Origin of the sequence: Streptomyces venezuelae (genome assembly GCF_008642275.1) — a bacterium.
Classification (GTDB): Bacteria; Actinomycetota; Actinomycetes; order Streptomycetales; family Streptomycetaceae; genus Streptomyces; species Streptomyces venezuelae_E.
Map to the genome: position 1 here is coordinate 5,987,123 of NZ_CP029189.1, position 19,536 is coordinate 6,006,658.

19 protein-coding genes and 1 pseudogene are annotated in these 19,536 nt (G+C 74.4%); 10 read left to right on the forward strand and 10 right to left on the reverse strand.

What is annotated here, in order from left to right; translation table 11 throughout:
- Positions 1–3: 3 nt before the first annotated feature.
- Complete coding sequence (locus tag DEJ51_RS26595; protein ID WP_223835972.1) at positions 4–837, reverse strand: class I SAM-dependent methyltransferase; 834 nt, start codon at positions 835–837, stop codon at positions 4–6.
- A 222-nt stretch (positions 838–1,059) separates the two neighbouring features.
- On the opposite strand from DEJ51_RS26595, the gene DEJ51_RS26600 reads away from it, so the two are divergent.
- Positions 1,060–1,794: a helix-turn-helix domain-containing protein gene (locus DEJ51_RS26600; protein ID WP_150260119.1), complete on the forward strand. Its 735-nt coding sequence runs from the start codon at positions 1,060–1,062 to the stop codon at positions 1,792–1,794.
- On the opposite strand, the gene DEJ51_RS26605 is transcribed toward DEJ51_RS26600, so the two are convergent.
- Positions 1,725–2,126 carry a VOC family protein gene (locus tag DEJ51_RS26605; protein WP_150260120.1) on the reverse strand — a complete coding sequence of 134 codons (402 nt, stop codon included), beginning with the start codon at positions 2,124–2,126 and terminating at the stop codon, positions 1,725–1,727. The genes DEJ51_RS26600 and DEJ51_RS26605 overlap by 70 nt on opposite strands.
- A 76-nt stretch (positions 2,127–2,202) precedes the next feature.
- The gene (locus tag DEJ51_RS26610) at positions 2,203–2,643 is read right to left on the reverse strand and encodes a hypothetical protein (protein ID WP_223835973.1); all 441 of its coding nucleotides are present in this window, start codon (positions 2,641–2,643) and stop codon (positions 2,203–2,205) included.
- 175 nt (positions 2,644–2,818) lie between these two features.
- Between DEJ51_RS26610 and DEJ51_RS26615 the strand changes: the two genes are divergently transcribed.
- The 4 genes from DEJ51_RS26615 (at position 2,819) to rsgA (ending at position 6,980) form a co-directional block, all read left to right on the forward strand.
- Positions 2,819–4,096 (forward strand): sensor histidine kinase, encoded by a 1,278-nt coding sequence (locus tag DEJ51_RS26615; RefSeq protein WP_150260121.1) that lies wholly within the window; start codon positions 2,819–2,821, stop codon positions 4,094–4,096.
- Positions 4,084–4,740 (forward strand): response regulator transcription factor, encoded by a 657-nt coding sequence (locus DEJ51_RS26620; RefSeq protein ID WP_150260122.1) that lies wholly within the window; start codon positions 4,084–4,086, stop codon positions 4,738–4,740. The genes DEJ51_RS26615 and DEJ51_RS26620 overlap by 13 nt, the downstream gene beginning before the upstream one ends.
- Entirely contained in the window at positions 4,737–5,576 is an 840-nt protein-coding gene (locus DEJ51_RS26625) for a DUF4097 domain-containing protein (protein WP_150260123.1), read from the forward strand. The genes DEJ51_RS26620 and DEJ51_RS26625 overlap by 4 nt, the downstream gene beginning before the upstream one ends.
- A gap of 291 nt (positions 5,577–5,867) precedes the next feature.
- Positions 5,868–6,980: a ribosome small subunit-dependent GTPase A gene (rsgA, locus tag DEJ51_RS26630; RefSeq protein ID WP_150260124.1), complete on the forward strand. Its 1,113-nt coding sequence runs from the start codon at positions 5,868–5,870 to the stop codon at positions 6,978–6,980.
- Between the two features lie 67 nt (positions 6,981–7,047).
- On the opposite strand, the gene DEJ51_RS26635 is transcribed toward rsgA, so the two are convergent.
- Together DEJ51_RS26635 and DEJ51_RS26640 are read right to left on the reverse strand one after the other, a co-directional pair.
- Positions 7,048–7,461, reverse strand: coding sequence for a hypothetical protein (locus DEJ51_RS26635; RefSeq protein WP_150260125.1), 414 nt, complete (start codon positions 7,459–7,461; stop codon positions 7,048–7,050).
- A gap of 233 nt (positions 7,462–7,694) precedes the next feature.
- The gene (locus tag DEJ51_RS26640) at positions 7,695–8,066 is read right to left on the reverse strand and encodes a PPOX class F420-dependent oxidoreductase (protein WP_150260126.1); all 372 of its coding nucleotides are present in this window, start codon (positions 8,064–8,066) and stop codon (positions 7,695–7,697) included.
- A 276-nt stretch (positions 8,067–8,342) separates the two neighbouring features.
- Here DEJ51_RS26640 and DEJ51_RS26645 point away from each other — a divergent pair, with 276 nt between their 5' ends.
- Entirely contained in the window at positions 8,343–9,074 is a 732-nt protein-coding gene (locus tag DEJ51_RS26645) for a hypothetical protein (RefSeq protein WP_150260127.1), read from the forward strand.
- A 267-nt stretch (positions 9,075–9,341) separates the two neighbouring features.
- On the opposite strand, the gene DEJ51_RS34665 is transcribed toward DEJ51_RS26645, so the two are convergent.
- The 3 genes from DEJ51_RS34665 to DEJ51_RS26655 all read right to left on the reverse strand — a co-directional run bounded on the left by DEJ51_RS34665 (position 9,342) and on the right by DEJ51_RS26655 (position 11,084).
- Positions 9,342–9,503, reverse strand: a complete 162-nt coding sequence (locus tag DEJ51_RS34665; RefSeq protein ID WP_190620652.1) for a hypothetical protein — start codon at positions 9,501–9,503, stop codon at positions 9,342–9,344.
- Positions 9,504–9,599: 96 nt separating this feature from the next.
- Complete coding sequence (locus DEJ51_RS26650; RefSeq protein ID WP_150260128.1) at positions 9,600–10,082, reverse strand: DUF456 domain-containing protein; 483 nt, start codon at positions 10,080–10,082, stop codon at positions 9,600–9,602.
- Between the two features lie 24 nt (positions 10,083–10,106).
- The gene (locus DEJ51_RS26655) at positions 10,107–11,084 is read right to left on the reverse strand and encodes a helix-turn-helix domain-containing protein (protein WP_150262169.1); all 978 of its coding nucleotides are present in this window, start codon (positions 11,082–11,084) and stop codon (positions 10,107–10,109) included.
- Positions 11,085–11,282: 198 nt separating this feature from the next.
- Between DEJ51_RS26655 and DEJ51_RS26660 the strand changes: the two genes are divergently transcribed.
- On the forward strand, positions 11,283–15,056 hold the full coding sequence (locus tag DEJ51_RS26660; RefSeq protein ID WP_150260129.1) for a S8 family peptidase: 3,774 nt from the start codon (positions 11,283–11,285) through the stop codon (positions 15,054–15,056).
- 102 nt (positions 15,057–15,158) lie between these two features.
- On the forward strand, positions 15,159–16,625 hold the full coding sequence (locus DEJ51_RS26665; protein WP_150260130.1) for a protein phosphatase 2C domain-containing protein: 1,467 nt from the start codon (positions 15,159–15,161) through the stop codon (positions 16,623–16,625).
- Positions 16,626–16,782: 157 nt separating this feature from the next.
- Here the strand turns inward: DEJ51_RS26665 and DEJ51_RS26670 are convergent, their stop codons facing one another.
- Positions 16,783–16,986, reverse strand: coding sequence for a hypothetical protein (locus DEJ51_RS26670; RefSeq protein ID WP_150260131.1), 204 nt, complete (start codon positions 16,984–16,986; stop codon positions 16,783–16,785).
- Between the two features lie 57 nt (positions 16,987–17,043).
- Here DEJ51_RS26670 and DEJ51_RS35880 point away from each other — a divergent pair.
- Positions 17,044–17,583, forward strand: a pseudogene (locus tag DEJ51_RS35880) (thiamine pyrophosphate-dependent enzyme); the annotation flags it as partial.
- 387 nt (positions 17,584–17,970) lie between these two features.
- On the forward strand, positions 17,971–18,351 hold the full coding sequence (locus DEJ51_RS35225; protein WP_411757402.1) for an ATP-binding protein: 381 nt from the start codon (positions 17,971–17,973) through the stop codon (positions 18,349–18,351).
- Between the two features lie 46 nt (positions 18,352–18,397).
- Here DEJ51_RS35225 and DEJ51_RS26680 read toward each other — a convergent pair whose 3' ends face one another.
- Complete coding sequence (locus DEJ51_RS26680; protein WP_150260133.1) at positions 18,398–19,453, reverse strand: DUF2637 domain-containing protein; 1,056 nt, start codon at positions 19,451–19,453, stop codon at positions 18,398–18,400.
- Positions 19,454–19,536 lie beyond the last annotated feature (83 nt).

Sequence of the window (19,536 nt, forward strand, 5' to 3'; positions counted from 1 at the left end):
ACGCTACGCCGGGCCCTTCACCCCCCAGGCGGTGAGCAGGCCGGGGGAGAGCGCGGCGCAGTCCGGCGAGTCGAGATAGCGGATCGCGGCGTCGATCGTCGCGTCGTCGACCAGCCCGGTTGCCGTCATCGGCCCCCGCGCGCGTTCCCACGTACCGGCCCAGAACCGGCTGATGGGGCTGCCGGGCAGCAGCGGGGGGACCAGGATCTCGGCCCCCACGGACCGCAGACCGGCCTCCCGCAGGTGCCCGGGATAGTCCGGCACCCAGGAGACGTCGGTGCCCAGGGTCTCCCCGAGCCCCTGCCACATCGCCCGCATCACCCGGCCGTACGTGGTGTCCGGCTTCGCGGGGGTGGTCAGGTCGACGGCGTCGCCGAGGACCAGGACACCGCCCGGGGCGACCAGGGAGGCGAGCTTGCCGATCATCCGCGGCCAGTTCCGCAGGTGCATCAGCACGAACCGGGCGTGCACCAGCTGGAAGCGGCCCGGGCTGAAGTCCAGGGCCGTGACGTCCGCCTCCAGCGGGGTGAGCCCGGGCGCCGGGTGCGCGCGCAGGAAGGCCGTGTCCCGGTCGACGGCGAGCACCTCCGAGACGCCGGCCCGGTCCAGGAGGAGCCGGGCGACCGTACCCGTTCCCGCGCCGACGTCCAGACAGCGCCAGCCGGGACCTGCGCCCAGCGCGCGCAGCCGGGCCAGGGTGAAGTCGTCGTAGGCGAGCGCGCCGAGGTCGATGCGGTCGTCCTCGCCCGCCAGCTCGGGGCGGAACACCGCCTCGCCGTAGCGGCCGCCGGCCGTCCCGTCGGGGCGCGGCGGCGGGTCGTCGTCGGGCAGATTCACGTCCGGACCTCTTCACGGGGCGGGAAAGGGGATGCCGCGCATGCGTCGGATGCGGCGGGGGTGGCGCGGATGCGTCGGGGGTGGCAGATGCGTCGGGGGTGGCGGATGTGGCCCGCATCGGCCGCATCCGCCACCCCACCGATCCTCCACCGGCTCCCTCCCGCCCCACCGAGGCGCGCCGGGCCTGATCCGAAAGAGACGCCCGGTCCCTAACCTGGAGTGGTGTACGAGGAAGCGGTGTCCGCGGCCGTCCCCGGAGCCGTGCTGTGGCGCGCCACCGCGAGCGGCCAGGTGGTGCTGCCCGACGGCTGCATGGACCTGCTGTGGGCCGACGGGCGGCTGCTGGTGGCCGGACCCGACACCGGGCCGCATCCGGCCGGGGAGGTCCCGGGCGGCGCCTTCGCCGGGATCCGGCTCGCGCCCGGCACCGCGCCCGCGCTGATCGGCGTACCCGCGCACGCCCTGCGGGACCGGCGCGTCGAGCTCGCCGACCTGTGGCCCGCCCGCACGGTGCGCCGGGCGTCCGGGCTGGTCGAGGCGTACGGGGACGCGCGCGCGGGACTCGAAGCACTGGCCCGCACCCGCGCCGCCGAGGCCGGGGCGCCCGACCCGCTGGCCGCAGAGGTCGTGGCCCGCCTCCGGGCGGGGGAGGCGGTGGCCGCGATCGCCCGCGCGGCCGGCATCGGGGAGCGGCAGCTGCACCGGCGCTCGCTCGACGCCTTCGGGTACGGCCCCCGCACGCTCGGCCGCATCCTGCGGCTGCGCCGCGCCCTGGCGCTGGCCCGCGCGGGCCGGCCGTTCGCCGAGGTGGCCTGCCTCGCCGGGTACGCCGACCAGGCGCATCTCTCCCGCGAGGTGCGGACGCTGGCCGGGACGACCCTGCGGGCCTACGCCGCCGGGGCCGACGGGGCGAAGAGCGAGACCCCGCAGCCGTCCGGGTCCAGGACGACGGCGTAGCGCTGCCCCCAGAAGGCGTCCCAGGGCTTCAGGTGCCCGGTGTGCCCGGCGGCGGTCAGCTCCGCGTACAGCGCGTCCACCTCGGCGGGGGAGTCGCACCGGAAGGCGAGGTCCCGGCGGCCGTCGCCGGTGGGCGGGGTCCACGACGGGTCGAAGGAGCGGACGGTGTCCTCCGTGTCCCACGCGATCCGCAGGCCGCCGGGCAGGACGGCTTCCACATGCGGCTCGGAGTCCGCCCCGGCCGGGACGTCCAGGCCCAGACGGCGGTAGAAGGCGAGCGAGGCGGCCATGTCGGAGACCACCATGCCGATCAGGTCGAGTCGAGGAGTCATACCGGCAGGCTAGGCGCGCTCCGGGCGCCCGTCTTGAACGCATCGGACACCGGCCGGGCCGTGTCCCACGCCGGCATCAGCGCGGCCGGCGCGCCGCCACCACCGCGCAGGCGGCCGCCAACGGCAGCTCCGCGCCCACCGCCAGCAGGAGCGCCGTCCCCTGACCGCCGGTCCCGGCCGAGGTCGTGACGTCGAACCAGGCGTCCATCACCAGCAGTGCGGCCGTCGCCGCCGCGACCGGGGACGCCCGCGGATCGTGTCTGCGCAGCAGCGCCCCGGTGCCGGTCAGCCCGGCGGCCAGCATCAGGTCGAGGCCGATCCACGCCGTGGACCAGTGGGAGACCTCGGCGGTCCGCGGCATCGTCTTCGCCAGCACCACCACCCACGGCAGCGACACCAGTCCGGCGCCGGTCAGTACGGTGGCCGTCCGCGGAGCGCGGGGCGTGCGGCCGGTGCGGGACGTGCCGGCGCTGCGTGCGATGCGCCAGGCACGGGCCTGAGGGGCGACGAAGGCCATGACGAGGGTCTCCTTCCGGCCCGGCGGTCCGTCCCCCGGGCACCCCACCAGCCTCGTCGGTCGGGCCCCCGGGATCAGTAGCCCCTTGATCCGGATCGGGGGTGGCACCAGGTACACCCCGGTACGGGTGCCCGCGTGATGGCAGGTCCCTGACCAGGGCGATTACCGTACGGGCATGGCAATTCGCGGGGGAGCGCCGAGGCATGCGTACACCTGGATCACGGCGCACGCGCCGTGGTCGGCATGGGCCTGGCGCAACACGACCTTCACCGCGGCCGCGATCCCGGCCGCCCTGCCCGTGCTGCTCGGCCTCACCGCCACCGTCACGGCGCCCGGCCCCGGCAGGCTCCCGCCACTCCTGGTCCTGCTGCTCGGCCCGCTCCTGACCCGGCTCCAACGCAGCCGGTTCCGGACCCTGCTCGGCCTCGACGTGCCCCGGGCCGAACGGGAGGGAGGCCGGTTCAGTCCGCTCGCGGCGGCGCGGTGGCTGCGCTCCGAGGCGGCCTGGCGCCAGTACGGCTACCACCTGCTGGTCAGCCCGCTCGCCGCCGTCGCCGGCGCGCTGGTGGTGCTCGCCTGGGCCTTCGGGGCCGCCGCCACATGCGTCTACGGCTGGATCTGGATCCTGCCCACCGACACCCGAACTCCCGCCTGGAGCACGGACTGTGACGCCGTCACCGTCGGCGGCGTCCTGCTGCTGCTCCTCGCGCCCTGGCTCGCCGCGCTCATCGCCCGGCTGGACTCCGTCGCCGCGGCCTCCCTCCTCGGCCCCAACCGGGCCCGCGAACTGGAGCGGCGGGTCGAGGACCTCGCGGAGAGCCGCGCCGGGGTGTTGGACGCCGCCGACCTCGAACGCCGCCGGATCGAACGGGACCTGCACGACGGAGCCCAGCAGCGCCTGGTCGCCCTCGCCATGAACCTCGGCATCGCCCGCGCCACCCTCACCGACCTGCCGGCCGAGGCCAAGGCCGTCATCGACGAGGCGCACCGCGGGGCGAAGGAAGCCATCGAGGAACTGAACAACCTGGTACGGGGCCTGCATCCGGCCGTACTGGAGGACCGCGGGCTCGACGCCGCGCTCTCCGGGATCGCGGCCCGGGCCCCGTTCCCCGTCGAACTGACCGTGGACATCGCGCAGCGGCCCGGGGCCACCGTCGAGGCCGTCGCCTACTTCGTGGTCTCCGAGACCCTGGCCAACGTCGCCAAGCACGCCCGGGCGGCACACTGCCGGGTGCACGCCGAACGAGTCCCGGCGGCCGGCGGGCCCGCCCACGGCGAGGCGCTGCTGCGGATCACCGTCACCGACGACGGGGTGGGCGGCGCCGATCCCGCCCGCGGTACCGGCCTGGTGGGGCTGCGCAAACGCGTGGGGTCCGTCGACGGGACCATCATGATCGAAAGCCCCCTCGGGGGTCCGACCGTCATCACCGTGGAGCTGCCGTGCGGGCTGTGATCGCCGAGGACTCCGTCCTGCTGCGCATAGGACTCGTCAAAGTACTCGAAATGGCCGGATTCGAGGTGGTCGCCGAGACCAGCGACGCCGAAGGGCTGCTCGCCGCCGTCGAGGCACACCGCCCCGAACTGGCCCTGGTGGACGTGCGGATGCCGCCCGGATTCACCGACGAGGGCGTCCGGGCCGCCCTGATGATCCGCCAGGAGAGCCCCGGCACGGCCGTGCTGCTGCTCTCGCAGTACGTGGAGGAACGCTACGCCGCCGATCTGCTCGCCACCCAGACCCGCGCCGGCGTCGGATACCTGCTCAAGCAACGGGTCGCCGATGTGGAGGAGTTCATCGACGCCCTGCGCCGCGTCGCCTCGGGCGGCACCGCGCTCGACCCGCAGGTCGTCGCCCAGCTCCTGCTGCGCCGCGGCGGCGGCCCCGACCCCTTGGCCCGGCTCACCCCGCGCGAGCGGGAGGTGCTGGCCCTGATGGCCGAGGGCCGCTCCAACGCCGGGATCGCCGCCGAACTCGTCGTGAGCGAGAGCGCGGTGGCCAAACACATCAACAGCATCTTCGCCAAGCTCGACCTGCCGCAGGCCGACGGGGACCACCGCCGCGTCCTCGCGGTCCTGCGCTTCCTGGACGGCACGCCGTGACCCCGGCCGACGGGCCCCGCCGCGGACACCGCCAGGCCTGGATCACCGCCACCCTGCTCAGCGCCGTCCTCGTGGTGGTGCCGGCCACCTGGCTGGTGTGGTCCTGGGGGAACGGCAGCGCCCGGAGCGGGACCCTGAGCGGCGGCAGCGACGGCCGCCCGGTGACCGCGCTGGAGATCGTGGGCGGCGACGCGGACGTCACCGTCACCCCCCGGGCGGACCACGAGGTCGGCTACCGGGCCACGGCCGACGGGTCCTTCAAGGCTCCCACCATCGAACAGAGCCGGCTCGGCGACACCCTGCGGCTGACCCCGCACTGCCCCGGCGAGGGCTTCTGGCGGGCCGTCGGATCCGGCTGCTCGGTCCGGCTGGCGGTGACCGTACCCGTGGACGTTCCGGTCAAGGTGACGACCCGTTCCGGCCGGATCGCGCTCAGCGGACTCGGCGGCACCGTCGACACGGAGGCCGACTCCGGCCGGATCGAGATCGTCGGGCTGCGCGGCACCCTGCGCGCCAAGGTCGGCTCGGGCTACCTGCACGCCACCGGACTCGCCTCGGCCCGGGCCGAGATCCGGGTCGGCTCGGGCCGGGCCGTCGCCACCTTCCTCACCCCGCCCGAGGAGGTGACGGCCCGCGTCGGCTCCGGCCGCCTGGCCCTCACCGTGCCCGAGGCCACCCGCTTCCAGGTCCGCTGCCAGGCCGGAGCCGGCCGCTGCGAGGTGCCGGACGCCCTGCGCGACGCCACGTCGCCCCGCAGCCTGGACATCGAGGCGGGCGTCGGGCGCGCCCGGGCGGCGTACCCGGACGGACCCTGGTCGGCCCCGGGCGACTCGTAGCCCCGCCGCGCGGCTCCCCGTGTTCCCGCAGCCGGGGCGGCGCGTTTAATCGCTGGCGCCGTCCCAGGGGCAGGGCTATGGTTTCCCTTGTTCCGGGCGCGGCCGTGTGTCGTTCCCGGGTGAACGGTGTTGGTACGTAGAGAAGAAGCAGGAGGTGAGGACATTGATGACTGTCACGGTGACGGGCGCTGCCCGCATTCAGGAGTTCATCATCGATTCCACCCCTGTGGCCTCCGGCTGACACCCACACGTCTTCCACGCTCGCCGGGGCCGCCCTTCGAAGGGTTTCCCTTGTTCCACGCTTCGCTCAACCTGTCCTCCACCACCGCTGCCCCGATCCTCGCCTCCTACGGGTGGGACGAGGGCTGGGAGGCCGAGTTCGCCCCGTACGCCGAACAGGGCCTCCTGCCCGGTCGCGTCGTACGCGTCGACCGGGGCCAGTGCGATGTCCTGACCGCGGACGGCATCGTCCGTGCCGACACCGCCTTCGTCACCCCGCACGACCCGCTCCGGGTCATCTGCACAGGGGACTGGGCCGCCGTCGAGGCGGCCGGCACTCCCCGCTACGTGAAGGCGTACCTGCCGCGCCGGACCGCCTTCGTACGGTCCACCTCCTCCCAGCGGTCCGAGGGGCAGATCCTCGCCGCCAACGTCGACCACGCCATCATCGCGGTCTCCCTCGCCGTCGAGCTGGACCTCGGGCGCATCGAGCGCTTCCTGGCCCTGGCCTGGGAGTCGGGGGCGCAGCCGCTGGTCGTCCTCACCAAGGCGGACCTGGTCCCGGACGCGGCGACGCTCGGGCACCTCGTCCAGGACGTGGAGGCCACCGCGCCGGGCGTCCAGGTGCTGACCGTCTCCTCCCTCACGGGGGAGGGCACGGACGTGCTCGCCGCGATCGTCGGCGACGGCACCAGCGTGCTGCTCGGCATCTCGGGTGCCGGCAAGTCCACCCTGGCCAACGCGCTGCTCGGCGCCGAGGTCATGGAGGTGCAGGCGGCCCGGGAGGTAGACGGCAAGGGCCGGCACACCACCACCACGCGCAACCTGCTCGCCCTGCCGGGCGGTGGCGTCCTGATCGACACCCCCGGACTGCGCGGGGTCGGGCTCTGGGACGCCGAGACCGGTGTCGGCCAGGTCTTCTCGGAGATCGAGGAGTACGCGGAGCAGTGCCGCTTCCACGACTGCGCGCACGTGGCGGAGCCGGGGTGCGCGGTGCTGGCCGCACTGGACTCCGGTGAGCTGACGGACCGCCGTCTGGAGAGCTACCGCAAGCTCCTGAGGGAGAACCAGCGGATCGTCGCCAAGACGGACGCCCGGCTGCGGTCGGAGATCCGCCGCGACTGGCGCCTGAAGTCGGCGGAGGGCCGGAGCAATTACGCCGCGAAGCGGGGCGGCCGGATCTGAGGCGCGGCCGGGGCGAGCCGCCGGCAGCCGGGCCCCCGGACCCGCCCCGCCGCTCCCGGGACGGCCCTCATCGTGCGCCGTGGGTGATCCGCCGGAGCGGCGACAGGGCGTACCCGGCCGTCACGTACCCCACGGCTGCCGACAGCGGGACGAGAGCGGCCAGGACGAGCGCGGTGGACGCCACCAGCGAGTCCTGGGGCTGCTGCCGCGAGGGGGCCGGACAGGTCGCCGGCGCCGGGCCTCTGTCCGGCGTCGGCCCGTTGTCCGGCGTCGGCGACCTGTCCTGCGTCGTCCCGCTGCCCGGCGACTCGGTGCAGCCGGCGGGCGCGAGGACGATCGCGGACTCCGAGCGCAGTTCGAGGACCGGATCGTTGCCCCTGCCGACGGCCTGCACCGCGAGCAGGTGGACCGTGGCCAGCAGAGCCGTCCCGGTCACCATGAACACCCCGCCGTAGAGGCAGCTGAGACGCAGGCGGGTCACGGATCGCCGCCGCGGCGCCCCGGCCTGCGCGGCCGCGGAATCGGAACGTCCCGCGGCATCCGCGACGACGCGGCCCCTGGTCCGGATCGGCACCGGTACTACTCCCCCTTCACGGCGTCACGAGCCCCGAACCCCCACTGTCGCCCCCTCGCCCCTAAGCAGAGCGTCAGCAACGGGCCCGTACGGGGGACACACGGCCACCCGCGCACCACAGACACACGCTCCCGGGGCGGTCAGAGCCCCCACGTGTGGACACGTTCCGGGTGGATCCGGATCACCTCCGGGCTGAAGTGGGGGCCCAGCTCGTGCGGGCCCGTCTCCAGCGTGGCGCGGCCCCGGATCTCGATGCCGCGCACCCGCCAGGGGCGGGTGCTCACCAGGTCGTCCACGACCAGGGAGAGCCGGGGGTTTCCGTGCAGGTTGCGCCACTTCTTCGTGGTGCCCATCGCCATTCCGCCCACCAGGATCGTTCCGTCCTCCTGCGGGAAGAAGCCCACCGGGTTCGCCTGCGGCTGCCCGGAGGCGTCCACCGTGGCCAGGCGGCCCAGGTGCTGGGAACGCAGATACGCCAGTTCAGCCGCGCTGAACCCCTTGAAGTCCGTCATGCCGTCCAGCCTCGCAGCCGCTGCCGGGCCCCGCATCGGGCCGCGGACCTAGGACGTGTCCGGCTGTGGCGCCGGGCCCGGGGGTCCGGTACGGGGCCTTCGGCGGCTATCGTCCGTCCCGTGTGGCCAGGCCGGGGCATGCGTTCCGCTGAACGGATGCTGTCGTCAGGCAGCAGGGCATCCGCAGGGATCACAGCGGGCCCGTCCTGCGTTGAACCGTCGTGCGGTGCGCTCTGCGCAAGCGCACCGCACTGTCCATGGGATGAGGAGGATCCGATGCACGCCGCCGAGGAGCATCGACAGGAGCTGGACTCGGTCAGCATCCTGAACGCGAAGAGGACGCTGCTCCAGCTGCTCGGGCGGGCGGGGGTCCGCGCCGACGATGCGGAGGGCCTGATCGCCCTGGTCGAGGCGGGCGCCCTCGCCGAAGCGTGCGAGGAGCTCGGCACGCTCGGGGAGTCCGTACCGGGGGACAAGGGCGAACCGTACGAGTCGGGCTGGCTGGACGGTGCCAAGGCCGTCACCGACGAGCTCGGCGGCATCGCCGCACGGGCGCTGCGGCACACCGTGGACCCGGGCGGAACGACCGCCGCCGCGGACCCCCGTCCGCCGGTCCGGCGGATGGAGGTGGAGCGGGCCAAGGTCGCCGTCACCCCCCTCTACCTCGCTTTCACCGACGCCTCCGACCTCGACCCCGAGGTCACCGAGGAGGTGCTCAGCGCCGTCCTCGGCACGATGACCCCCTGGCAGCGGGCCGGGTACGCCGCGCGGCTGGCGGGTTTCGCCACGGAGCACCGGGCCCGCCTGGAGCGGCTGTACGCGCAGTACGGGCCCGGCAGCGCCACCGCCATCCACGGCCGCTACTCCCTGCTGCACTCCGCGACCAGCGTCGCCGTGCTGGAGCGGCTCGCCACGTCGGCGGCAGCGCTGCGCGAGGAGTGGGACTCCGCCGAGCTGCCACCTGCCTGGCTGGACGGTCCGACGGCCGCCTGGGACGCGGCGGGCTGACCCGCCGCACACGCCGTCAGCGGGCACGGCCCCGGCCGTGCCCGACCTTCCCCCGGGCCCCGCGGGCCCGGCAGGATCCGGAAGGGACGGTCGAGGGACGGCCTGGGCCGTCTCTTTCGGATCTTGTCGGCCGAGCCCGCGGCGTCCGGTGCCGTGCATGGCAAGGCGGAGGAGCGCGCCGTGTACTGGACGTACTCGGGCGCCCCGACAACGCGGCCAGGTGCGGTGCCGGGCGTCGCGGGCCCGGCAAGATCCGAAAGAGGCGGCCTAGTCGCGCGGGCTCCCGCAGCCGGTGCAGCACTCGCCGGGCCCGTCGGTGGCCAGGCGACCGCACGCGTCGCAGACGAGGTGCAGGAGGCAGGCCGGCTCACCGGCGTCCGGCGGCTGCGGGGCGGGGGAGGCCGGCTCCTCCGGAACGGACGTACCCATGGCGGCTCCACGACCGGTCGGGTCGGTCAGGGGCTGAGAGCGTATCCCCCGACCGCGCGGGCCGCACCCGGGACCTCGTGCCCGTCCCGCGGGCGCCTACTGCGCCAGCACCATTCCCAGCCACGCCCCCACCACCATCAGGCAGGCGAACAGCTCCACCAGCACGCTCGTCCCCACCGCCCGCATCACCGCCCGTACCGACGCCAGAGCCTCGCCGTGGGTGCCCAGGCGGAGCCGCTCGCACAGGTAGATGCCGCCGACGAAACCCGGTACGGCCCCCACCACCGGGATCAGGACGAAGCCCAGGACCGCTCCGGCCCCCGCGAGCACCACCATCCGCGTCGTGATGCCCAGCCCCCGCACATGCCGGGGCGGCAGCAGCCACTTCACCACCTGCACCACCAGCAGCAGGGCCGTCGCCGCGACCAGCAGGGACCAGGCCGACGCCGAGCGCACGTGCAGCGCCCACCACAGCAGCCCCGCCCACACCAGCCAGGTGCCCGGCACACCCGGGATCAGCACACCGACCACCCCGAGCAGCAGCACCAGCCCCACCAGCAGCAGCTGAGGCAGATCCATGCGCTCAGCCTGACCGACCAGCGGCTATCGGGCCACCCAGCCCCGCTCGTACGCGTGCCAGCCCAGCTGCAGCCGTGTCGTCACCCCGGACAGCTCCATCAGCCCCTTGACCCGCCGCTGCACCGTCCGCAGCCCCAGCTCCAGGTGCTTGGCCACGCTCGCGTCGGTCATGCCCGCCAGCAGCAGCGACAGGATCTCCAGGTCCGTGGCGTCGGGGCCGCCGCCGGCCTCCTCCGCCGAACCGGCCGCCCCCAGCCGCAGCGGCAGCGACTCCCGCCACACCGCCTCGAACAGGCCGGTCAGGGACTCCAGCAGCCCCGACGCGTGCACCACCAGCGCCGCCGGCTCGGCCCCCCGGGCCGTCAGCGGGACCATGGCCAGCGTCCGGTCCGCGATCACCAGCTTCGTCGGGACCTGCGCCGTCACCCGGATCCGCTCGCCGCGCGCCAGCGCCGTCGACGCCTCCCGGATCCCGCTCGGCAGGGTCAGCACCTCCCGCTCGATGACCACCCGGTAGTCGACCCCGCGTACGGAGGCCCGGTCCTCCGCCTCGTTGTCCGTCCCCGTCACCACCTGCGGCCGGCCGGTGACCAGCGCGCAGACCTCCTTCTCCGCGCCCAGCTGGATCTGGTGGAAGCGGTGCGCCACCGCGCTCGCGCCCTGCACCACCTCCACCAGGTCGTGCACCGCGGGCTCGGTCGCCTCCGCCCGGTACTCCTCGGCCAGCAGCGCCGCCGCCAGCTCGGCCTGCTCCAGCTCGTGCCGCTGCTGGGTCAGCAGCGCGCCGAGGGCCACCCCCGGCGGGGCCGCCACCCAGCGTCCGGGCCGCGCCGACGACTGAGCCGCCAGCCCGTGCCGCTCCAGGTGGCGCAGCGCCCGTTCGGTGTGCGGCACCGGCAGCGTGAGCCGGTGCGCGAGGTCGGGTACCTCCGCGGCCCCCAGCGCGACCAGTGCGCGGTACGCCGACTCCTGGCCCTCGTCCAGGCCTATGGCACCCAGCAACCCGTCCACCCACCTCTCGACACGCGCCTGGCGGGAAGCGGCCACGGCGCGAACCCGCCGCGGACATCATCGCCGCACCCGGTGCCACTCTGCCAAGGTGACGCCACCGCAGCACCAACATCCGCCGGTCAGAAGCCATTTACGCGGCGCTTTCGCCGTGCAACGCGGCAGTTGGCCGGAATTCACCTGGGGAGAGCGATGCGTCCGATATCGCGTACGGCACTCGGAGCGGCCGCCGCGGCCGTCCTGGCCGCCACCGCCATCGGCCCGACGGCGGCACAGCCGTCCGACGGAGCGCCCGGAGCGGGGAAGAGACCGCTCGTCGGCGGCCAGGCGGCCGGAGAGCAGCCCACGGCCCCCGTCACGGTGACCCTGGTCACCGGCGACCGGATCCTGGTGTCCACCGACACGGCCGGCCGCACCGCCGCCACCGCGATGCCGCGCGCGGACGGCTCGCAGCCGCTCGTACAGACCCGGCAGTCGGGCAAGGACCTGTACGTGTACCCCGAGGGCGCGGTCAAGGCCCTCGCCGAAGGCAAGGCCGACCCCGAACTCTTCAACGTCACCGGCCTCGTCCGGCAGGGCTACGACGACGCGCACACTCGGAAGCTGCCGCTCATCGCGGTTTACGACGGATCCGTGAACGTGGCGCGCAGCGCCCCGCCCACGCCCCGCGGCGCCGACCGCTCCCGCGTCCTCGGCTCCATCGGCGCCGTCGCCCTCGCCGCCGACAAGGAGCAGGCCGCCGCCTTCTGGTCGGACGTCACCGGTACGGATCCCCGCGCCCGCTCCGTGGCGGGCGGGCTGAAGAAGCTGTGGCTGGACGGCAAGGTCCAGGCGAACCTGGAGCGTTCGACGAAGCAGGTGGCCGCCACCGCCGCCTGGGCCGCCGGATACGACGGCAAGGGCACCAAGGTCGCCGTCCTGGACACCGGAACGGACCTGGACCACCCCGACCTCCGGGGCCGGGTCCTTGCCTCGGAGAACTTCACCGACTCCGACACCGACGCCGACCGGCAGGGCCACGGCACCCACACCATCTCCACCGTCGGAGGTTCCGGCGCCGAGAGCGGCGGCGCCAGGAAGGGCGTTGCCCCCGCCGCCGGACTGCTCAGCGGCAAGGTCCTGAACGACGGCGGCTACGGCCTCGATTCATGGATCATCGCGGGCATGGAATGGGCCGTCGAGTCCAGGGCCGACGTGGTCTCCATGAGTCTCGGCGACCCCTCGCGGACCGCCTGCGACGATCCGCTCGCCGCCGCCGCCGAACGGCTCTCCCGGCAGGGCCCGCTCTTCGTCGTCGCCGCGGGCAACTCCGGCCCCGGCAACAACACGGTCTCCTCGCCCGGTTGCGCCGCCTCCGTCCTGACCGTCGGCGCCGTCGACCGTGACGACACCACCGCCGCCTTCTCCAGCCGCGGACCGGCCGGACTCCAGCACACCCTCAAGCCCGAGATCGCCGCCCCCGGCGTCGGGATCTCCGCAGCCGCCGCGGGCGGCCGGGGCGTGTACGCCTACCAGTCCATGTCCGGCACCTCGATGGCCACCCCGCACGTCGCGGGCGCCGCCGCCATCGTCAAGCAGCGCCACCCCGACTGGACCGGGCAGCAGATCAAGGCCGCCCTCGTCGGCTCGGCCGCCACCGCCGTCCCAGGGGACGTACGGGAGACCGGCGGCGGCCGCCTGGACGTGAAAGCGGCGATCGACACCACCGTCACCGGTGCGCCCGCCGTCCAGGGCGGCACCTACAGCTGGCCGCAGGACCGGAGCGACCGCACCGCCGTCGAGGTCCCGTACACCAACCTCGGCAAGAGCCCCGTCACCCTGAGCCTGGCCGTGGAGAAGGTCACCGGCAACGACGGCTCGCCCGTCCGCAGCCGGGTGGCCCGCCTGGAGCGGCGTACGGTGACCGTCCCGGCCGGCGCCACCACCAGGGTGCCGCTCGCCCTCGATCCGGCGGCGGAACTGGAACGCTCCCAGTACGGGGACGTCACCGGCCGCGTCGTCGCCACCGCCGACGGCGTGCACGTCTCCACCCCGTTCTCGCTCTACGTCGAGCCGGAGACGGTGACCCTGCGCGTCAAGCTCGTCGACCGTGCGGGCGAGCCGGCCTCCGGTCCCTCCTCGCTGGACGTGATCGGCACCGACGACGCCACCGGCGAGCGCCGGTTCAACGAAGGCGCCACGGACCAGGTCTACCGGGTGCGTCCGGGCGCGTACTTCCTCTCCGCCTTCGTGGCCACCCCCGACGGGGGCGAGGGCGCCGGGCTGACCGACTCCCTCACCTACCTCGGCCGCCCCCAGGTCGAACTGAAGAAGGACACCACCGTCGTCCTGGACGCCCGTAGGGCCGGACGCCTGGACATCGCCACCGACCGGCCGGCCGAGGCCCGCAACACCACCCTCGGATTCGCCCGCAGCTGGGACGACGTCTGGCTGCACGCGGGCACCGCCACGGGCGGCCGGACCATCCGCGGCTTCTACGCCTCCGTCGAAGGCCGCGCGAAGGACGGCGACTTCGAGTTCGCGTCCTACTGGCGGGCGGCCGCGCCGCTCGTCTCGGAGCTGAAGGCCGTCGGCGGTCCGGTCCTGCACCCGATCACCGCGTCCACCGGCAGCGACAACCTGGACGGAACGGGCAGCGCGCCCCTCGTCGACGCCGGCTCGGGAAGCCCCGGGGAACTCGCCGCGGCGGGTGCCAGGGGCGCGGTCGTCCTCGTGAAGACCGCAGACGGCGCACTGTACGAGGTCGCGCAGAACGCGCGGGCCGCCGGAGCCACGGCCGTCCTCGCCCACCGCGACGCCCCCGGCCGCTGGACGGGTTTCACCGGGTACACGGGCGGCGCGCTGCCCGCGCTGACCATCGAGGCCGCCGAGGCGCGGGCGCTGCTGGCCAGGCTCGCGACCGGCAAGGTCACGCTGTCCTGGAAGGCCGAGTCGCAGAGCCCGTACGTCTACTCCCTCGCCCTCCCCGCGACCGGTGAGGTCAAGAGCGGCGGCCGCACCCACCGGGTGCGGGACCGCGACCTCGGACAGACCGTGTCCACCTACAACTCCATGGGAGTGGCGGCCGACTTCATTGACATAGCCGGGGCCTACCGGCCGATCGGATCCGCCGTGTACTTCGGCGGGATCGAGACCGTCGCGGCTCCGGGCACGCGCACCGAGTACCACTCCGCCGGGGACACCGCCTGGGACCAGCTGCTCTCCTCCAGCTTCCCCTGGGGCGAGTTCATGGTCGGTGAGCAGCGCACCTACGCCAAGGGGCAGCGCGACGGCGCCACTTGGTACGACGGCGTCATCGGCCCGGTCGCACCGCGCGACCTCACGGGCAGGGAGACCCTGGCCGCCGAACGGCAGGGCGGCCTGATCGGATTCGCCCCCGCCATGTGGGGCGACAGCCGCCACGCGGCGCAGCCGGGCTCCTTCGGCGACGTCGGCTCGCTCGTGCTCCGGCGGGACGGCGAGGTCCTCGGGGAGAGCGGGTACCCGTTCGGGGTCTTCGAGGTGCCCGCCGAGAAGGGCCGTTACGAACTCACCCAGTCCATCGAGAAGATCGGCTCGCCCGCCCGGGTCTGGCAGCGTTCCACCGCCGTACGGACCACCTGGGGCTTCTCCTCCGAGCTCGACGCGTCGGCGTACTCGCAGGGGCTGGCGATCCTCTTCCCGCGGTACACGGCCCCACTCGACGGGATGAAGACGATCGCGGCTGCGGACGGCCAGAGCATCGCGCTGGCCGTCACCGGGCACGCCGGGTACACGCCCGGGGCACTGAAGTCGGCGCAGCTGTCGTACTCCTACGACGGCGAGAACTGGACGCAGGCGAAGGTGACCGAGCGGGGCGGCCGGTGGAGCGCGGTCGTCGACCACGCCGGGGCCTCCGGCAAGGCCGTGTCGCTGAAGGCCGAACTGACCGACGCGAAGGGCGCCACGGTCACCCAGACCGTCGTACGGGCATACGACATGCGCTGATGCGTACGGCCTGAACGGGAGGGGCTCACCGGACGGCGGTCCGGTGAGCCCTTTTCGCGCATTCGGCGTTTTCCGTCCCCATGGGGGGCCGAGAATGAAGCCATGAGTCAGCAGGGCGCGGACGACTGGTGGCAGAAGCTCTACGAGGGCCCCGACGCGGGAGCCGAACCCGACCCGGGGGACACCCTGGACAACCGGTTCCGCTCGGCGGCGGGCGTGACGGCGGACCCGGCCCCGGGCGTCCCGGCACCGGCCCCCGGCGTCCCGACCCCGGGCCCGGCCAAGGGCGTTGAGGGTCCGGCACCGGCCACGGGCCCGCCATCGGCACCGGCCACGAGCCCGGCATCGGCACCGGCCCCGGGTCTCGCACCGGATCCGGGCCCGCCGGAGCCCCCGCGCGCACCGGAGCCACTGCTCCCCGGCCCCCGGCAGGGGGAGCCGGTGCCGACCCCTACCCTGCCCACCCTCCCCCCGCCGCGGGATCCCCGGGCGGGGGACGCCACCGGGTACGCGCTCGGGGGCGTGGACGTACCACCGGTGCGCGGGCCCGAGCTGCCGGTGCGGCACCCGCAGACGCCGGGCCCGGAGGCCTGGTCCGACCCCGCCCGACAGCCGCAGCCGACGCCTCCGGCCGGAGCCGCCCCCGAAACCGCGCCGGAACCCGCGCCCGCGCCCGAGCGGGGCCCCGGGCCCGTGGCGGCCGGACCGGAGACCACCCGGCCCGAGGTCTCCCACCTGGGAGATCGCGCCCCCACCTACGCCGCCGAACCGGGCGCCCTCCCACCCGCCGACCCGGCCGCGGTCGACGGGCTGACCCCGGACACGGTCCTGGAAGGGGCCCGCTACGGCACCTACACCCTGCGCGCCGCCTCGCTGCGCGGGGACTCCGCCCGCTACCGCGGCGAGGCCCGCCGCGACTTCCTGCTCACCGCCCGCTTCGGCAGCGGCGACGACGCGCTGGTCCTGGTGGCCCTCGCGGGCGGCGACCGGGCCGCCCCCGGGGCCGCCGAGGCCGCCGCCGAACTGTGCCGCACCGTCGCGGCCGCCGTCGGGCGCAGCCAGGAGCGGCTGGCCGAGGACATCCGCGCCGGACGCCGCGACGCCCTGCGCTCGGGCCTGCAGCGACTCACCGACCGGGGCTACGGGCGACTGCGGGCCCGCGCCGCCGAACGGGGGCTCGACGAGCCCGCGTACACCGCCGGGCTGCGCGGGCTGCTGCTCCCCGTGGACCCGCAGTGCCGGACCCGGGTGTGCTTCGGCGCCGGTGCGGGCGGGCTGTTCCGCCTCCGCTCGGGGCAGTGGCAGGACCTGGAACCCGCCGGCCCGGCCGAGGAGGCGGAGGGCGGGTTCCGCTTCCGTGCGGCCGTGGCCCGGCCGGGGGACACCCTGCTCCTGTGCTCCGGAGGCCTGGCGGATCCGATGCGGGAGGAGGCCGCCCTGCCGGCGGAGCTCGCCGCCCGCTGGGCCGGTCAGGAGCCGCCGGGCCTCGCGGCCTTCCTCGCGGACACCCAGCTCCGCCTCAAGGGGTACGCCGATGACCGCACCGCCGCCGCGGTCTGGGAGGCGTGACCGGCGCGGCCGTGGTCGGATGGGAGACGTACGTGTCCCGGTGCCACCTCGGAGACGTACGTGTCCCGGTGCCACCGTGACGGTGCGGCGTGCCCGCGCGGGAGCGCCCCGCGGCGCGTGGCCGCGGGGCACCCCGTCGGGTGTGGCGCGATGGCGTTCAGTCGACCATCTGCCCGTCCTTCGTGCCGCCCTGGCAGTACATTCCCACGACCTTTCCGCCGGCGTCCGTGCACTCACCAGGGGTGAGGCTCTCGGTGACGGCGGTGTTGGGGGCGGCCACGGCGGCGGCCGCACCGGTGAGGCCGAGTCCGGCGAGGGCTGCCGTGGCGATGACGGCGGCGAGAATTCGTCGCATGCGCATGTGCTTTCCCTTTCACGATCAACTCGGATGGGGCACTACTCAGCTTGATCTTCACCCATGTGGGTGGCGCGCTGGATTACTCCATTCGGGTGGCATCCGGAGCTGGCCCGAGGGCCGTGCTCGCATGCATGTGCGCAGGTGGGAGCGGTACGACGACCTGCCCGGCACGGACTTCCCGTACGACGCCTCCCTGCCCGGCGAGGACGCCGTTTTCACCGCCGGCACCGGCATGTGCAATGCGGGGGTCGCGCGCTATCTTTCCCGAACGGTGAAGAGCGCCCCCGGCCGCTCCGGGCTCCGCCGGCCGACGGCGCCCGCTTCACCGGCCGTGACCGTCAAGTGCCGACGACGCCGGGCGACGGCGGCCTCTCGGTGGCGAGGGGAGATTCCCTCACCCTGGTGCAGTACGGCCTGCCCGTCAAAGTGGTCCTCTTCGACAACTCATGCCTCACCATGGCCGAGTGGAGGCGGTCGGTTTCCGGCCGCTTGTCCACGGGGCGGCGGACCAGGACCTGGGATGCGCCGTCACCGTGCGCGTGGTGCCGTGGGTTCGGGGTACGCGCGCCGACGCTCCAGCAGCTCACAGGGGTTGTGGAGAACGCTTCGCGGCATCGGGCGACCGCTCCGGCGGGCGGGGAGACGGCCCCCGGCGCCTTGTCGGTTCCTCCGAAGGCCGGTGCCGTGACGGTGACCGGTTTTGCACGGCCCGCCGACAGGACCGGGCGGGGCACAGGGGCGGCCCCGTATACGAATGGCTCGATCCGGCCTCCGTGGCGCGCCGGCCCGCAACCCCGCAGGAGTGCGGAACCGCCCGGAGGGCATGCATCCCGTAGACCTGTTCGAGAGCAAGGACACGGGAGGGACATCGCCGTGCGGGTGGGGGCGAAGAACGGGAAGCTGTGGGGGAGAGGGAGGCCGGTTCCACGTGAGCCGTCCACGGGCGAGGACGCGGAAGCGGTGGACACGCTCCGGATCACCCGGAGCCTGCGCCGGGCCGACCTGAAGGCCGTGGGCGAAGTCCGCAAGGCGCTCAGGGAGTTGATGCGCCACCGGTGCCATACCGACGCCGCGGAGGTGGCCGAGCTCCTGATCACCGAGCTCGTCACCAACGCGCTCGTCCACACCGACCGGGGGGCCGAGGTGCACGCCAGTCTCGCCGCCGCCCGCTTACGGGTGGAGGTCCGGGACTACGCCGCACGCCGTCCCCGGCCGTACGTACCGACCGCCGACGACGGTACGCATGGCCGGGGACTCGTGCTGGTACAGGCGCTCGCCGACGACTGGGGCGTGGACGCGCTCGCCCTGGGCAGCGGCAAGGTGGTGTGGTTCGAGCTCGACGCACGACGTGACGCAGGGCCCGCCTGAACAGGCGGGCCCCACGGGGTTCCCCGTGTCCCACGGACCCGGTCGGTCAGCCGAACTGCTGCTCCAGGTCCTTCAGTTTGCGCTCCAGCGAGTCCAACCGGGGAATGGTCTGGGTGTCGTCCTCGGCGGTGAGGTCCACCGTCCGGGGGCCGGTCACGTCAAGGGATTCGGTGGGGTTGACGGCCTGCAGGGAGGGCCGGCGTCGCAAGGGCAGCTGTCCTTCCGGTATGGCCGGCTCCGCGCCGACCGGCGCGGAGCCCGCTCCCTGCGTCAGTTCCGGGAGCTCGACCTGACGGCCGCGTGAACGCCCGAACGCCCGGTTCTGGCGGCCCAGCGCCTTGATGCGCGCCCGGTCCAGCCGGTTCTGATCGCGCCTGCGGTGCCGGTCCTGCTCCCGCTCCTTCTTGTCCTCGCGCACCTCGTCCACGGCCTCGTCGAGGGTGCGTACCCCCTCCAGCAGCATGAGCGACCAGGCGCCGAAGGTCTCCCGGGGGGCCCGCAGCCAGCGGACCATCCGGATCTGGGGCAACGGCCGCGGGATCAGGCCCTGTTCGCGCAGCGCCGCCCGGCGGGTCTGCTTGAGGGCGCGGTCGAAGAGCACGGCCGCCGAGAGCGACATCCCCGCGAAGAACTGCGGGGCCCCGTCGTGGCCCAGACCCCGGGGGGCGTGCACCCAGTTGAACCACGCGGCCGCACCCGCGAACAGCCAGACGAGCATGCGTGAGCCGAGGGCCGCGTCACCGTGGCTGGCCTCGCGCACGGCGAGCACCGAGCAGAACATCGCGGCGCCGTCGAGCCCGAAGGGGACCAGGTACTCCCAGCCTCCGGAGAGGTTGAGGTTCTGCCGGCCGAAGCCGACCAGCCCGTGGAAGGAGAGTGCGGCGGCGACCGCCGCGCAGCAGAAGAGCAGAACGTACGAAGCGGTCCCGTAGACGGCTTCCTTGCGCCGCCGCCGTTCCTCGCTGCGCTCCCAGCTGTCGTCGGCCGCGGCCTTCTCGCTCTCGCGCTTGCCACGGGCCAGTACCGCAACTGCCGCAAGTACGCCCAGGATCAGCAGGCTGCCGGGCAGCAGCCAGTCCAGCGATATGTCGGTCAGTCTCATGCGGATGTCCCTTGCCTCGCGTATGCGGCCATGCGGCCGTACGGCTTTCCGGGCGCCATAGTGGCGTAGCGGGTGAGCCGTGC